Origin of the sequence: Pseudomonas cimarronensis (genome assembly GCF_049331905.1) — a bacterium.
Classification (GTDB): Bacteria; Pseudomonadota; Gammaproteobacteria; order Pseudomonadales; family Pseudomonadaceae; genus Aquipseudomonas.
This window is the reverse complement of the sequence record NZ_CP186283.1, coordinates 3,226,039-3,240,448: the sequence shown is the minus strand read 5'-3', so window position 1 is coordinate 3,240,448 and position 14,410 is coordinate 3,226,039. Positions and strand designations below refer to the sequence as shown.

General features: G+C 61.7%; 13 protein-coding genes. 12 read left to right on the top strand and 1 reads right to left on the bottom strand.

Annotated features, from left to right (window positions below; all coding sequences use genetic code 11):
• Positions 1–37 precede the first annotated feature (37 nt).
• The 5 genes from dinG to pdxH all read left to right on the top strand — a co-directional run bounded on the left by dinG (position 38) and on the right by pdxH (position 7,300).
• Positions 38–2,182 (top strand): ATP-dependent DNA helicase DinG, encoded by a 2,145-nt coding sequence (gene dinG / locus ACOCLD_RS15080; RefSeq protein WP_422909748.1) that lies wholly within the window; start codon positions 38–40, stop codon positions 2,180–2,182.
• Positions 2,183–2,227: 45 nt separating this feature from the next.
• Complete coding sequence (locus ACOCLD_RS15075) at positions 2,228–4,522, top strand: beta-agarase (RefSeq protein WP_422911822.1); 2,295 nt, start codon at positions 2,228–2,230, stop codon at positions 4,520–4,522.
• A gap of 113 nt (positions 4,523–4,635) precedes the next feature.
• Positions 4,636–5,781, top strand: coding sequence for a serine hydrolase domain-containing protein (locus tag ACOCLD_RS15070; protein ID WP_422911821.1), 1,146 nt, complete (start codon positions 4,636–4,638; stop codon positions 5,779–5,781).
• 93 nt (positions 5,782–5,874) lie between these two features.
• On the top strand, positions 5,875–6,561 hold the full coding sequence (locus tag ACOCLD_RS15065; RefSeq protein WP_422909747.1) for an OmpA family protein: 687 nt from the start codon (positions 5,875–5,877) through the stop codon (positions 6,559–6,561).
• A 91-nt stretch (positions 6,562–6,652) separates the two neighbouring features.
• Positions 6,653–7,300: a pyridoxamine 5'-phosphate oxidase gene (pdxH, locus tag ACOCLD_RS15060; protein ID WP_422909746.1), complete on the top strand. Its 648-nt coding sequence runs from the start codon at positions 6,653–6,655 to the stop codon at positions 7,298–7,300.
• Positions 7,301–7,307: 7 nt separating this feature from the next.
• Here the strand turns inward: pdxH and ACOCLD_RS15055 are convergent, their stop codons facing one another.
• A complete protein-coding gene (locus tag ACOCLD_RS15055) occupies positions 7,308–7,544 on the bottom strand; it encodes a hypothetical protein (RefSeq protein ID WP_422909745.1) in 237 nt (78 codons plus the stop codon).
• A gap of 176 nt (positions 7,545–7,720) precedes the next feature.
• Between ACOCLD_RS15055 and ACOCLD_RS15050 the strand changes: the two genes are divergently transcribed.
• The 7 genes from ACOCLD_RS15050 to ACOCLD_RS15020 all read left to right on the top strand — a co-directional run bounded on the left by ACOCLD_RS15050 (position 7,721) and on the right by ACOCLD_RS15020 (position 14,365).
• Positions 7,721–8,182 (top strand): glycine zipper domain-containing protein, encoded by a 462-nt coding sequence (locus ACOCLD_RS15050; protein WP_257779682.1) that lies wholly within the window; start codon positions 7,721–7,723, stop codon positions 8,180–8,182.
• Between the two features lie 308 nt (positions 8,183–8,490).
• Complete coding sequence (locus ACOCLD_RS15045) at positions 8,491–11,283, top strand: monovalent cation/H+ antiporter subunit A (RefSeq protein ID WP_422909744.1); 2,793 nt, start codon at positions 8,491–8,493, stop codon at positions 11,281–11,283.
• Between the two features lies 1 nt (position 11,284).
• Positions 11,285–11,614, top strand: coding sequence for a Na+/H+ antiporter subunit C (locus ACOCLD_RS15040; RefSeq protein ID WP_310286413.1), 330 nt, complete (start codon positions 11,285–11,287; stop codon positions 11,612–11,614).
• Positions 11,611–13,116, top strand: a complete 1,506-nt coding sequence (locus ACOCLD_RS15035) for a monovalent cation/H+ antiporter subunit D (RefSeq protein WP_422909743.1) — start codon at positions 11,611–11,613, stop codon at positions 13,114–13,116. The genes ACOCLD_RS15040 and ACOCLD_RS15035 overlap by 4 nt, the downstream gene beginning before the upstream one ends.
• Positions 13,113–13,616 (top strand): Na+/H+ antiporter subunit E, encoded by a 504-nt coding sequence (locus tag ACOCLD_RS15030; protein WP_233686043.1) that lies wholly within the window; start codon positions 13,113–13,115, stop codon positions 13,614–13,616. Before ACOCLD_RS15035 ends, ACOCLD_RS15030 begins: the two co-directional genes overlap by 4 nt.
• A complete protein-coding gene (locus ACOCLD_RS15025) occupies positions 13,601–13,870 on the top strand; it encodes a K+/H+ antiporter subunit F (protein ID WP_257779687.1) in 270 nt (89 codons plus the stop codon). The genes ACOCLD_RS15030 and ACOCLD_RS15025 overlap by 16 nt, the downstream gene beginning before the upstream one ends.
• Before the next feature lie 162 nt (positions 13,871–14,032).
• Positions 14,033–14,365, top strand: a complete 333-nt coding sequence (locus ACOCLD_RS15020; RefSeq protein WP_090384882.1) for a Na+/H+ antiporter subunit G — start codon at positions 14,033–14,035, stop codon at positions 14,363–14,365.
• Positions 14,366–14,410: the final 45 nt, after the last annotated feature.

The following is a 14,410-nucleotide window of genomic DNA, read 5'->3' as shown; positions in this document are numbered from 1 at the left end:
CACTGAAAATTTATCCAGCCTTTCGCGCCAAGACTCCATGCTCAGTACTGAACTCAAGACCCAGATCCAGGGCGCCTATTCGCGTTTTCTCGAAGCCAAGTCGCTCAAACCGCGTTATGGCCAGCGCCTGATGATTGCCGAAATTGCCAAGGTGCTGGGGGCGGTCACCACGGATGATGAAGGCCGCCGCCTTGGCGAGCCGGCGGTGGTGGCGGTGGAGGCCGGCACCGGTACGGGCAAGACCGTGGCCTACAGCCTGGCAGCGATTCCTACGGCCAAGGCGGCGGGCAAGCGCCTGGTGATCGCCACAGCGACCGTGGCCCTGCAAGAGCAGATCGTGCACAAGGATCTGCCCGATCTGATGCGCAACAGTGGGTTGAATTTCAGCTTCGCCCTGGCCAAGGGGCGGGGCCGTTATCTGTGCCTGTCCAAGCTGGATATCCTGTTGCAGGAAGGTCAGGCGCAGAGTGCCACCGCGCAATTGTTCGAGGAGGAAGGTTTCAAGATCGATGTCGATGAGCAGAGCCAGAAACTGTTCACTGCGATGATCGAAAAACTCGCCGGCAACAAATGGGATGGTGACCGTGACAGCTGGCCGGAAGAACTGGAAGACACGCGCTGGTCGCAGCTGACTACCGATCACAGCCAATGCACCAACCGCCATTGCCCGAACTTTCAGCAATGCGCCTTCTACAAAGCGCGGGAAGGCATGGGCAAGGTTGATGTGATTGTCACCAACCACGACATGGTGCTGGCTGACCTGGCGTTGGGCGGCGGTGCAGTACTGCCGGACCCGCGCGACACCCTGTATGTGTTCGACGAAGGTCACCACCTGCCGGACAAAGCCATCGGTCATTTCGCTCATTTCACCCGCCTGCGTTCGACCGCCGACTGGCTGGAGCAGACCGCCAAGAACCTGACCAAATTGTTAGCCCAGCATCCCTTGCCCGGTGATCTGGGGCGCTTGATTGAGCAAGTGCCAGAACTGGCGCGGGAGATCAAAACCCAGCAGCAGTTCATGTTCGCCGCCTGCGAGCAGATCGCCGAGTTCAAGCCCGGTGAAGACATGGAAGGCCGCGAGCGCCCGCGCCATCGCTTTGTCGGCGGCCTGGTACCGCCCCACCTGATCGAGCTGGGCGCCGAGCTGAAAAAAGGTTTTTCCAAACTCACCGACCTGTTCACGGGGGTGACCGAACAACTTAAAGAAGCCATGGATGGTGAAGCCACGGTCGGCATCGCCAGCCACCAGGCGGAGGAGTGGTACCCGTTGTTCGGCAGCCTGCTGGCCCGCGCCCAGGGCAACTGGGAGCTGTGGTTGGCTTTCACCACGGAAGACCCGGAGGAAAGCCCGCCGATGGCGCGCTGGCTGACGCTGGCGGAAAGCGGCGCGTTGTTCGACATCGAAGTCAATGCCAGCCCGATTCTCGCCGCGGAAACCCTGCGGCGTAATCTGTGGAACGTCGCCTATGGCGCCCTGGTGACCTCGGCCACGCTGACCGCGCTGGGCACCTTCGAGCGTTATCGTATGCGTGCCGGGTTGCCCAAGGTCGCGGTCACTGCCGTGGTGCCAAGCCCGTTCCACCATGCCGATGCCGGTGTGCTGCGGGTGCCCAATCTGAACGCCGATCCGCGCGATGCGGTGGCGCATACGGCGGCGATCATTCGCGAACTGCCGGGGCTGGTCGAAGGCTCGCGCGGTACCCTGGTGCTGTTCTCTTCGCGTAAGCAGATGCAGGACGTGTTCGATGGCCTGGAGCGCGATTGGCGCAAACGGGTGTTTATTCAGGGCAACCTGTCCAAGCAGGAAACCCTGAACAAGCACAAGGCACGGGTGGATTCCGGCGAGGAAAGCGTGCTGTTTGGCCTGGCCAGCTTTGCCGAGGGGGTCGACCTGCCGGGTGCCTATTGCGAACACGTGGTGATTGCCAAAATTCCCTTTGCCGTACCGGATGATCCGGTCGAGGCCGCGCTGGCCGAGTGGATCGAAGCGCGTGGTGGCAATCCCTTTATGGAAATTGCCGTACCGGATGCCTCGCTGCGTCTGGTGCAGGCGTGCGGTCGTCTGCTGCGTACCGAAGCGGATCGCGGCATCATTACTCTGCTGGACAGGCGGGTGGTGACCCAGCGTTATGGCAAGTCGATTCTTAATGCCTTGCCGCCTTTTCGCCGGGAAATCAGCTGAGGGATGAACCTGTCGCGCTGGCTAACGTCTGAACGCCACACCACAATGGGCGTGCTCTACACCCAGCCAAGTTGCCAGTGCGGGCGTTCTACCCGCAGTGGTCGTGATCATGCGGTAAGTCGAGGAGTGAGGTTCGTGAAGGTTAAGCGCAGGCTGCAGGCGGGCGTTCTGCTATCAGCGTTATTGGGTTTTTGCAGTGCAGCCTTGGCCACGGAGCGACAGGAGCTGTTCAACTTTGTCCGGCCGCTAGACGCCGTACAGGTGACCACGCAGGACGCTGAGCTGCCCAATCGCATTGGCGAGCCGACCCCGCAAGGCGAGGTATTGCGCCGGGTAACCTTTCATCCGGCGGCGCAACCGAGCCTGCGCCTGACGCCGCAAAGCGGCAGCTGGGATTGGTCGCAGCAGACGTTGGTCAGCCTGCGGCTGCAAAATGCCATGGACTGGGCGCTGACCCTGGATGTTCGGGTTGAGAGCAGCGATGGCCAGCGCCTGAGCACGCGTATCGCGCTACCGGCTGGCCCGGCGCAAACCCTGCTGATTCCGCTCAAGGCCACTTCGCCGCGCGATCAGGGTATGCGTGCTGGTGTGCCGATGCCCTGGACACACAAGGGCCAGCGTCTGTTGCTGGCGGACACCGTCAGTGGTGCGTTGGACCTGAGCAAGGTCAGCGCGGTGAGCGTGTCGATTCCGCAGCCGAAAGCGGCGCAACAGATTCTGATCAGCCAATTTGCGGTGAGCAGCGAGCAGCTGTCGGCGGCAGCCTATGCCGGCATCGTCGACAGTTATGGCCAGTTCACCCGCGCCGACTGGCCGGGCAAGGTCAAGAACGATGAGCAATTGCAGCAGGCCATCGGCCAGGAGCAGAAGCAGCTGCAAGGCTGGTTGGCCGAGCGTCCAGCGCAGGACAAGTTTGCCGGCTGGACGGGCGGTCAGCCGTTCGAGGCCAGCGGTTTTTTCCGTACGGAAAAGCGTGACGGTCGTTGGTACCTGGTGACGCCCGAGGGCAACCCGTTCTACTCGCTGGGGGTGAACGCCGTGACCACCCAGCAGAGCGCGACTTATGTCGAGGGGCGTGAGGCGATGTTCAGCGCGCTGCCACAAACGGGCGACGCGCTGGCCGCTTACTCCGGCACTGCCGATAGCCGCAGTGATACCGGCGCCAATCAGGGCCGGGCTTACGCCAGCGGGCGCTGGTTCGACTTCTACAAGGCCAACCTGCACCGCAGCTACGGCCAGTTTGACCCTACCGCCTGGCGTTCGCGCAGCCAGGACCGCCTGCAGGCCTGGGGTTTCAACACGTTGGGGGGGTGGAGTGAGGCGGCTTTTGCGGGCGATGCGCGTATGCCGTTCACCCTCTCGCTGTCGATTCGTGGCGATTACGCCACCATCAGCACGGGTGTCGATTGGTGGGGCGCGATGCCGGATCCGTTTGATCCGCGTTTTGCCATGGCCACCGAGCGTGCGGTGGCGATTGCCTCGCGTGATCACCGTGACAATCCATGGTTGCTCGGTTATTTCGCCGACAACGAGCTGGCCTGGGCTGGCTCGGCGGATGATCCCCATGGCCGTTATGCCCTGGCATATGCCACGTTGCGCCTGACCACCGACGTGCCGGCCAAGCGCGCTTTCCTCAAGCAGCTGCGCGACAAGTACCGCAACCACAATGGCCTCTCGCGTGCATGGGGTATCGAGCTGCAAGCCTGGGAGCTGATGGAAGATCCAGGCTTCCAGGCACCGTTGCCGAGCGCCGAATTCCCAGCCATCGAAAAGGACATGCAGGCATTCCTGCGCCTGTATGCGCAAACCTACTTCAAAACCATTGCTGACTCGCTTGCCTGGCATGCGCCCAACCACTTGCTGCTGGGCGGTCGTTTTGCAAGCAGCATTCCCGAGGCGGTGCATGCCTGCGCCGAGTTCTGCGACGTACTGAGCTTCAACTTCTACACCCGCGAGCCGCAGCACGGTTATGACTTTGCGGCATTGCGGCAGCTGGATAAGCCTGTGCTGGTCAGCGAGTTCCACTTCGGCTCGCGTGACCGTGGGCCCTTCTGGGGCGGGGTGGCTGAGGTCTACAAAGAGCAAGAGCGTGGCCCGGCCTATGCGCACTTCCTCAGCAAGGCCCTGGAGGAGCGGCTGATCGTCGGTGTGCACTGGTTCCAGTACCTGGATCAGCCAGTTACCGGTCGCCTGCTGGATGGTGAAAATGGTCACCTTGGCCTGGTGGCCATCACCGACCGCCCTTGGCAGGGCTTTGTCAAAGCGGTGCGCAACGCCAACCTGGATGTGCCGAACGTTCTGCTCAAGTCCGTACCGGCCGGTGCGCCTGAAAAGCCGTAACGCCCCATTCGCCAGGCTGATAATGGGGTTGCCAATCTTGCGCCGGGTTCACCGCCGGCGTTGGAGCTGGAACAATCCGAGGCATTGAGCCAAGCATGAACGAGGAGAGGGTGGTGCAGATACAGGGTTATTTCGACCTCAAGTTCGAGGCGTTGCGTGACGGTTTTGCGGCGTTGTTCGAGGAGCCGCAAGAGCGCGGTATGGCGCTTTGTGTGCAGGTGGGCGGTGAAACCGTGGTCGATCTGTGGGCCGGTGTGGCCGACAAGGACGGCCAGCAGGCCTGGCACAGCGATACCATCCTCAACCTGTTTTCCTGCACCAAGACCTTCACTGCCGTTACCGCGTTGCAGTTGGTGGCCGAAGGCAAGCTGGAACTGGATGCGCCCGTGGTGCGCTACTGGCCGGAGTTTGCTGCAGCTGGCAAAGAGAAAATCACCCTGCGTCACTTGCTTAGCCACCAGGCCGGGCTGCCGGCCCTGCGTGAGATGTTACCGGCCGAAGCCCTGTACGACTGGCAGGCCATGACCACTGCGCTGGCCGCCGAACAACCCTGGTGGGCCTTGGGTGAGGGCCATGGCTATGCGCCGATTACCTACGGCTGGCTGGTGGGTGAAGTGCTGCGCCGAGTCGAGGGGCGCGGGCCGGGCGAATCCATCGTCGCGCGCACGGCCAAACTGCTGGGGCTGGATTTCCATGTTGGCCTGGCCGATGAAGAGTTCGACCGGGTGGCGACCATCTCCCGCGGCAAGGGCAACTTCGGCGATGCGGCAGCCCAGCGCTTGCTCAAGACCATGATGAGCGAGCCTGCGGCCATGAGCACGCGCGCCTTTACCAATCCGCCGTCGATCATGACCAGCACCAACAAGCCCGAGTGGCGGCGCATGCAGCAGCCGGCGGCGAACGGTCACGGCAATGCCCGTAGTCTGGCCGGTTTCTACAGCGGTCTGCTGGATGGTCAGTTGCTGGAAAGCGAGTTGCTGGCCGAGCTGACCCGTGAGCACGCGGTAGGCGAAGACAAGACCCTGCTGACCCGCACCCGTTTCGGCCTGGGTTGCATGCTCGACCAGCCCGATGTGGCCAACGCCACCTACGGCATGGGCCCGCGCGCCTTTGGCCACCCGGGAGCCGGTGGCTCCATTGGTTTTGCCGACCCGGAACGGGATGTGGCCTTCGGTTTTGTCACCAATAACCTGGGACCGTTCGTCTTGATGGACCCCCGTGCGCAGAAACTTGCGCGTCTATTGGCTGATTGTTTATAGCCAGCTCGGCTAAACTGCGGCGCAACATGGCATGGCTTGCCGTTTATGCAGGCCATGACCGGCTTCTTTATTTGCTCACGATGTGGATTCCCGATGCTCGCCAACAGAACTCTCGCCATTGCCCTGTGTGTCCTGCTTAGCGGCTGCAGCCTGTTCGAAAAGTCCGAAAAGCCTGCACCGAAAGTCGTCGCCATGCCGCCACCGGCAGTCACTCAGGCCTGGTTGGATGTGTATGAACCGAAGGTGCGCGAAGCCATCAAGGGCACCCACTTCGAGTTCGAGCGCCGGGAAAACCTGCTGGTGGTCACCGCGCCGGTGCAGGGTTCGTTCAACCCGGATCGTCCGCATATGATGTTGCCGACCACCCTCGGCCCGCTGAGCCGCATGGCCAAGCTGCTGGAGAGTGACGAAACCATCGGTGTACTGATTCTCGGCCATGCCGACAGCAGCGGTGAAGTAAGTGCTAACCGCGAGCTGAGCCACCAGCGTGCCCGTGCGTTCACCTCGATCTTCCGCCTCAGTGGTCTCAAACAGAATCGTCTGATGGTCAAGGGCCTGGGCTCGGACATGCCGCGTGCCGCCAACGACAGTCAGCAAGGCCGTGCGCTGAACCGCCGGGTAGAGATTCTCCTGACTTCGAAAGACACCCTTAACGCGCTGATCGCCAAGTACAGCCAGCCTGCTCCGGCCCCTGCCACTGCAGTTGCGGCGAGCAAGCCCGCAACTGACAAGAATGCGAAAACCGTAGCCAAGGCTGATAAGCCTGCTGCCGCGCAGTAACGCGAGCTACCCAGCGGCGCGTTGCCGCAGATCAAGCCAGATAGAGCGCTCGCGGGTAAGCTAGGCAACATCTGTTGAAGAGGATTTGCCGATGACTCAGACCCTGGCTGATATGCGCCGTGACTACACCCGCGATGGCTTAAGTGAGGCGCAAGCGCCGCTTGAGCCTTTTGCGTTATTTGAGCAATGGTTTGCCGATGCGGTGAAGACCGAGCAATTGCCGGTCGAACCGAATGCCATGACCCTGGCGACCGTCGATGCTGAAGGGCGCCCGCATTGCCGGGTGCTGCTGCTCAAGGGCCTGGATGCGCGTGGCTTTACCTTCTTCAGCAACTATGACAGCGCCAAAGGCCAGCATCTGGCCGTCAACCCCTTTGCCGCCATGACCTTCTTCTGGCCCAGCCTGGAGCGCCAGGTGCGCATTGAAGGACGCGTCGAGCGGGTCACTGCCGAAGAGTGCGATGCCTACTTTCAGGTGCGCCCGCTGGGCAGCCGTCTTGGTGCCTGGGCCTCACCGCAGAGTCGGGTGATTGCCGACCGTGCCGAGCTGGAAGGGTTGCTGGCCGAGACCGAGCAGCGTTTTCTCGATCGTGCGCCGCATTGCCCGCCGCATTGGGGTGGCTACCGCCTGCTGCCAGAACGCATCGAGTTCTGGCAAGGACGCTCCAGTCGTCTGCATGACCGCCTGAATTTCCGCCTGCAGGGTGCGAGCTGGCTGCGTGAGCGTCTGGCGCCCTGAATACGTTTCAGTCGCCGGGGTACTGCGTGGCGGCTTGCTCCAGCCAGGCGGGCAGGGCGCTGCGCTTGATGCCGGAGGACTGCGCCTCCGCCAGGCGAGCGAGCATATAGCTGCGCTTGGCCGCTGAGTCGCCGGCCAGCGACAGCGCCAGGTCGCGGTCCATCCAGCGCTTGATCCGTACATACAGCCACCAGTGGAAGTACAGCCCGGCAACACTGGTGATGACGACGATAAAGTAATCCATAAATCCCCCCAAACCTGGCGCTAGCTTAGGCTACGCGGTGCTTCGCTCTGAACGTGGCGCAATGTCGCGCCACGGCTCTGGTGTGTTGCCGGGGTAAAGTTTTGCCGCAGATTGGCGAGTGACATATAAGCTCAGCAGGCGTTCTAATGGATACCTGCCCAATTGGAGAACTGATCATGCGTAAACCCTTGCTGTTGCTTGCCTCGTTCGCTGCGCTGGCCCTGCTGGGTGGTTGTGCTTCCAGCCTGACTGGCGATACCTATTCGCGCGATGAGGCGCGTACCGTACAGACCGTGCGCATGGGCACCATCGAAGCGCTGCGTCCGGTGAAGATTGAAGGCACGAAAACCCCTATCGGCGCGGGTGCCGGTGCGGTGATCGGCGGTGTCGCCGGTAGCAGTGTTGGCGGCGGGCGTGGCAGCGCGGTGGCGGCAGTGATCGGTGCGGTGGCCGGTGGTCTGTTGGGCGCGATGACCGAAGAAGGCCTGACCCGCACCCAGGGTGTGGAAATCACCGTGCTGGAAGATGACGGCAGCATGCGTGCCTATGTGCAGGCGGTGGAAGAGAATCAGATCTTCCGTGTCGGTGAGCGTGTACGCATCATGACCGTGAATGGCACCAGCCGCGTTACTCACTGAGTGTCGAAGAGACCGGATCAGTCCTGACTGATCCGGTTTTTTATTGCCTTTTTTCCAGATAAACCAGATGTTCATCGGCGTTTCTCCGGTTTTTCAGGCAAGCTCGCGGAAATCACAGTGTTTAGTAATAATTCTATCCATGACGTCTGGACGATAGTTATGGATAATCGCAGACGCTTTTGTGCCAACGGGCTTTAGTTGTGCTGCAGTGCAATACTTTGGCTCTGGTGATACCTGCGTCTGCCTTCCAGCAAGCCGGTTAGGGAGTCAGCTGGGTACGTGCCGGGTTCGTATTAAGGGGTTTTTCTATGACGCTTGCGCTGATCATCGCCTTGCCATTTCTCGGCATCTTTCTGCCTTTGCTGGCCGAGCGCCTGGGCCGTTCCGCCTGCGCTGTGGCGACGGCATTGGCACCGCTGACGGCTTTGGTGCTGTTGTTCTCGCAGCAGTCTGCGGTATTTGCCGGTGAAGTGCTTAAGGTCAAGCTTGAGTGGTTACCGGCTCTGGGCCTGAATCTCAGCCTGCGCCTGGATGGCCTGGGCTTTCTGTTTGCCCTGCTGATTCTCGGTATCGGCCTGCTGGTCATTCTTTACGCGCGCTATTACCTGTCGAAGAAGGAGCCGATGGGCCGCTTCTTCGCCTTCCTGCTGCTGTTTATGGGCGCCATGCTCGGCGTGGTGCTCTCGGAAAACCTGCTGCTGATGCTGATGTTCTGGGAGCTGACCAGCCTGTCGTCGTTCCTCTTGATCGGCTTCTGGGGCGCCCGTTCAGATGCGCGCAAAGGCGCGCGCATGGCCCTGGCTGTGACGGGTGGTGGTGGCCTGGCACTGTTTGCCGGGATTCTGTTGGTCGGTCATATCGCCGGCAGTTTTGAACTGACACAGGTGCTGGCCGCCGGTGAGCAGATTCGCGGCCATGCGCTGTATCCGTTAGCGCTGATTCTGGTGCTGCTGGGGGTGTTCACCAAGTCGGCGCAGTTCCCGTTCCATTTCTGGCTGCCCCATGCCATGGCAGCCCCGACGCCGGTGTCGGCCTATCTGCACTCGGCGACCATGGTCAAGGCCGGGGTGTTTCTTCTGGCGCGTCTGTACCCGGCTTTGGCGGGGTCGGAGTGGTGGTTCTACCTGGTCAGCATCACCGGCCTGGTGACCTTGCTGGTCGGCGCCGGGATGGCGCTGTTTCAGCATGACCTCAAGGGCTTGCTTGCTTATTCGACCATCAGCCACCTGGGCCTGATCACCTTGCTGTTCGGTCTGGATACCCGCCTGGCGGCTGTGGCGGCAGTGTTTCACATCATCAACCACGCCACCTTCAAGGCCTCGCTGTTTATGGCGGCGGGGATCATCGACCATGAAACCGGCAGTCGCGATATGCGGCGGATCAACGGTATGTGGAAGTACATGCCGCATACGGCCGTGCTGGCGATGGTAGCGGCCTCGGCGATGGCCGGGGTGCCGCTGCTCAACGGCTTCCTGAGCAAGGAAATGTTCTTTACCGAGACACTCAACCAGCACCTGCTGGGCAGCTTTAACTGGGTGATCCCTGCAGCGGCAACCCTGGCTGGGGTGTTCTCGGTGGCGTATTCGCTGCGCTTTATCCACGACGTGTTCTTCAACGGCGAGCCGGTCGATCTGCCGAATTACCCGCCGCATGAGCCACCGCGCTATATGAAGGTGCCGGTGGAGATTCTGGTGTTCCTCTGCCTGCTGGTGGGTATCGTGCCGGCCTACACCGTGGCGCCGCTGCTGGCGACTGCCGCTTCGGCAACCTTGGGCGGTGATGTACCGAGTTACAGCCTGGCGATCTGGCACGGTTTCAACCTGCCACTGCTGATGAGCTTTATTGCCCTGTTCGGCGGGATTCTGGTGTACGTGTTCCGTCAGCCGTTGTTCCGCTGGTACGCCGGGTTGCCGAGTGTGGATGCCAAGTTGCTGTTTGAGCAGGCCGTGCAGGTACTGGTGAAGCTGTGTGCGGTGTTCACCCAGTGGCTGGAAAACGCTTCACTGCAGCGTTATCTGGCGTTGCTGTTGGCGGCGGCACTGTTGGCAGTGACGCAGGGGCTGAGCTCCTTGCCGCAGATCAGCGGGCCGGTGGCGATGACCGAAATTGACGGCATCACTGCTCTGGGGCTGGGCATCATGGCGTTTGCTGCGTTGGTAACGGTGGTGTTCCATCGCCAGCGTCTGGTGTCGCTGCTGATGCTTAGCGTGGTCGGGCTGATGGTGGCTCTGGCCTTTGCTCGCTATTCGGCGCCGGATCTGGCCCTGACCCAGCTCTCGGTAGAGGTGGTGACCATCATCCTGTTGATGCTTGCGCTGTTCTTCCTGCCGGCGCAGACGCGCATCGAGTCGAGCAGCCTACGCGGCCTGCGCGATTTCACCCTGGCGGTCGGCAGTGGGGTGATGGTGGCGATCCTGGTGTTCGCCGTGCTGACGCGGCCGTACGACAGCATTTCCGCATTCTTCCTGGAGAACAGTGTGCCGGGCGGTGGCGGCACCAACGTGGTCAACGTGATTCTGGTGGACTTCCGTGGCTTCGATACCTTGGGCGAGGTCACCGTGCTGGCGATTGCTGCCGTCGGCATCTTTGCGCTGCTTGATGGCTTACGCCTGTTCCAGCCCAAGGTCGATGCGCAGGGCCGCAGCTGGGCGCGAGATCGCCATCCGCTGATCCTCGCCACTCTGTCGCGGGTACTGCTGCCGATGGCGCTGTTGGTCTCGGTGTTTATCTTCCTGCGCGGGCACAACCTGCCGGGTGGCGGCTTTATCGCCGGTTTGGTGACGGCCGTGGCGCTGATCCTGCAATACGTCGCCAGCGGCGTGCAGTGGACGCAATCGCGCCTGCCGCTGAATTACCAAGGCATGGCCGGCCTCGGCGTGATGATTGCCGGCCTGACGGGTTTGGGCAGCTGGCTGTTTGATCGACCGTTCCTGACCTCGGCCTTTGGGCATTTCCATATCCCGCTGGTCGGAGAGATCGAACTGGCCACCGCCCTGTTGTTTGACCTGGGCGTGTACCTGACGGTGGTCGGCGCAACCCTGCTGATTCTCGCCAACCTGGGCAAGTTGACCCAGGAAAAAGCTGTAGAAGAGGTGCTTTGAAATGGAAGCCATATTTGCCGCAACCTTGGGCATTCTCACCGCCAGCGGTGTGTACCTGCTGCTGCGCGCGCGGACCTTTCCAGTTGTGCTGGGGCTGACGCTGATTTCCTATGCGGTCAACCTGTTCCTGTTTGCCATGGGCCGCTTGCAGAGCGGTGTGGTCACGGTGATTGGCAAGGGCAGCGCCTACGCGGACCCGTTGCCACAGGCGCTGGTGTTGACCGCCATCGTGATCGGCTTTGCCATGACCGCCTTCGTTGTGGTGCTGGCGCTGCGCAGCGTGGGCGAAACCCAGACCGACCATGTTGACGGTCAGGAGCCTGCACAATGAATCACAGCTTGATCCTGCCCATTCTGCTGCCGATGTTTGCCGGCAGCCTGTTGCTGCTCGGCGCTGGCTTGAGCTTGCGAGTCAAACGCAGCCTGTCGCTGCTGGCCACCTTGTTGCTGTTGCCATTGAGCGGCTATCTGCTTTGGCTGGCCGATCAGGGCGTGCTGCAGGTGTATGCCGCCGGTAACTGGGCGGCGCCGTTCGGCATCATCCTGCTGCTCGATCGGCTGAGCGCTTTGCTGCTGGTGGTTACGGCGGTACTCGGCAGCTTTGCCTTGCTCTATGCGATGCGTGGCGACGATGAACGTGGGCAGAGTTTCCATGCGCTTTTCCAGTTCCAGCTGATGGGCATTAATGGCGCCTTTCTCACCGGGGACCTGTTCAACCTGTTTGTGTTCTTCGAAATCTTGCTGATCGCCTCCTATGCGCTGCTGGTGCATGGCGGCGGGGCAGAGCGGGTGCGCGCAGGTTTGCATTACGTGGTGCTGAACCTGGTGGGCTCGGCGTTCTTCCTGCTTGCGGTCGGCGTGCTGTATGGCATCACCGGCACCCTGAACATGGCTGATATGGCCAGTCGGGTGGCCGCAGCCGGGCCGGATGATGCGGCGCTGCTCGGTGCTGCCGGGTTGTTGCTACTGGTGGTGTTCGGCCTCAAGGCGGCGTTTCTGCCGTTGTATTTCTGGCTGCCCAAGGCCTATGCCTCGGCCACTGCGCCGGTCGCTGCGCTGTTTGCGATCATGACCAAGGTCGGTCTGTATTCGATCATCCGCGTGTACACGCTGATCTTCGGTGACGATGCTGGCAGCCTGGCCAATATGGCCAACGACTGGCTCTGGCCGATTGCCCTGCTGACCCTGGCGCTGGGCGTGATCGGCGCCTTGGCGGCGGTCAGCCTGCAGGGCCTGTTGGCCTATCTGGTGGTGGTGTCGGTTGGCACCTTGCTCGCTGGTATTGCTATCGGCACTGAGCAAGCCTTGGCTGGTGCCCTGTATTACCTGGTGCACAGTACGTGGGTAGCCGGTGGGCTGTTCCTGCTGGCGGACCTGATTGCCCGTCAGCGCGGCGACAAGCAGGGGCTGCTGGTGCAGGGCCCGGCGCTGCAGAATCCGCACCTGCTCGGCGGTCTGTTCTTCTTCGGCGCGATTGCTGTGGCCGGCCTGCCACCGCTTTCCGGGTTTCTCGGCAAGCTGTTGCTGCTGCGCTCGCTGGAGCCGGGCGTGCAGGCGCTCATGCTGTGGCCCGTGGTGCTGGGCGGCGGTCTGCTCACCCTGATTGCCCTGAGCCGTGCCGGCAGCATGCTGTTCTGGCGTGTCGGCTTGAGCCAGCTGGACAGCGCCGAGCTGGATTACGGTCGGCTGCTGGCCTGCGCCGGCTTGCTGCTGCTCAGCCTGCTGCTGATGGTTGGCGCCGCGCCGCTGCTCAGTTACGTCGAGGCCACCGCCAGCCAGCTGCATGACCTGGCGTTGTACCGGCAAATCATCGAATCGGGAGCTGCACGATGAAAGCACGTCGCTGGTTACCCCATCCGCTGCTGAGCCTGTGTCTGCTGCTGGTCTGGCTGTTGTTGATGAATGACTTGAGCCTGGGCCACTGGCTGCTCGGGGCGCTGCTCGGCTGGGCGATTCCGCTGTTGACCCAGGTGTTCTGGATCAACCCGCCACGGGTGCACAAACCGTTCAAGCTGTGCCTGTTTCTGCTGCGTATCCTCGGCGATATCGTCACCGCCAACCTGCAGGTGGCCAAGCTGATCCTCGGGCCGACCACCAAGCTGCGCCCGGCGTTCGTGGAAATCCCCATGCTGCTGGAAGATGAACTGGCCCTGACCATGCTCACCAGCATCATCTCCCTGACCCCGGGCACGGTGTCTGCTGACCTCAGCGATGACCGCAAGATGCTCCTGGTGCACGGCCTGGACGTGCCGGACGCCGACGCCTTGGTCGCGGAAATCAAACAGCGTTACGAAGCCCCACTGCTGGAGGTGTTCACATGCTCGCCTACGTGATCCCGCTGTGCCTGGTGATCATCGGCCTGGCCCTGGTACTGACCATGGCGCGTCTGATCATCGGTCCGGATCTGCCCGACCGTATCCTCGCCCTGGATACCCTGTATATCAACGCGATCGCCATGCTGGTGCTGTTCGGCATCTGGCTGAGTTCGGACCTGTATTTTGAAGCGGCCCTGCTGATTGCGGTGATGGGCTTTATCGGCACGGTGGCAGTGGCCAAGTACCTGCTGCGCGGCGACATCATCGAATGAGAACGAGTTTACGATCTGCTGCGCATCGGCCCTGCTGCGTTAAGAACAGGCTCTGATTGCTCATTTACAGCTCGTAAACTCCGCATCCTCGCCTGTTCTTGCCTTGCATGGCTCTAGCTCGCGAGATCGTAAAAACGTTCAACGTTCTACGGAGACTGCTGAATGGATACCTGGATCGAAGCGCTGGTGGCGCTGTTTCTGCTGATCGGCAGCCTGTTCGCACTGATCGGCGCAATCGGCCTGTACCGCCTGCCGGACTTTTTTATGCGCCTGCACGGCCCGACCAAGGCCAGCACCCTGGGGGTGGGCGGCATGGTGATCGCCTCGCTGATCTACTTCAGCTTTCGCGGTGAGGGCGTCAGCCTGCATGAGCTGCTGATCGCCCTGTTTCTGTTTATCACCGCGCCGGTCAGCGCCCATATGCTGGCCAAGGCTGCGCTGCAGCAGAAGTTGCGAATCAACGAGCAAACTCGCGGTAAACCCTGGGAACAATAAGGTGCCGCTTGCGTCGCGCTTCCTGTGGGAGGGGCTTTAGCCGCG

Bases quoted from the DNA above. Each gene is read 5' to 3' on its own strand.
- dinG (WP_422909748.1), top strand. From the start codon at position 38: ATGCTCAGTACTGAACTCAAGACCCAGATCCAGGGCGCCTATTCGCGT.
- ACOCLD_RS15075 (WP_422911822.1), top strand. From the start codon at position 2,228: ATGGGCGTGCTCTACACCCAGCCAAGTTGCCAGTGCGGGCGTTCTACC.
- ACOCLD_RS15065 (WP_422909747.1), top strand. From the start codon at position 5,875: ATGCTCGCCAACAGAACTCTCGCCATTGCCCTGTGTGTCCTGCTTAGC.
- pdxH (WP_422909746.1), top strand. From the start codon at position 6,653: ATGACTCAGACCCTGGCTGATATGCGCCGTGACTACACCCGCGATGGC.
- ACOCLD_RS15055 (WP_422909745.1), bottom strand. From the start codon at position 7,544: ATGGATTACTTTATCGTCGTCATCACCAGTGTTGCCGGGCTGTACTTC.
- ACOCLD_RS15050 (WP_257779682.1), top strand. From the start codon at position 7,721: ATGCGTAAACCCTTGCTGTTGCTTGCCTCGTTCGCTGCGCTGGCCCTG.
- ACOCLD_RS15045 (WP_422909744.1), top strand. From the start codon at position 8,491: ATGACGCTTGCGCTGATCATCGCCTTGCCATTTCTCGGCATCTTTCTG.
- ACOCLD_RS15040 (WP_310286413.1), top strand. From the start codon at position 11,285: ATGGAAGCCATATTTGCCGCAACCTTGGGCATTCTCACCGCCAGCGGT.
- ACOCLD_RS15035 (WP_422909743.1), top strand. From the start codon at position 11,611: ATGAATCACAGCTTGATCCTGCCCATTCTGCTGCCGATGTTTGCCGGC.
- ACOCLD_RS15030 (WP_233686043.1), top strand. From the start codon at position 13,113: ATGAAAGCACGTCGCTGGTTACCCCATCCGCTGCTGAGCCTGTGTCTG.
- ACOCLD_RS15025 (WP_257779687.1), top strand. From the start codon at position 13,601: ATGCTCGCCTACGTGATCCCGCTGTGCCTGGTGATCATCGGCCTGGCC.
- ACOCLD_RS15020 (WP_090384882.1), top strand. From the start codon at position 14,033: ATGGATACCTGGATCGAAGCGCTGGTGGCGCTGTTTCTGCTGATCGGC.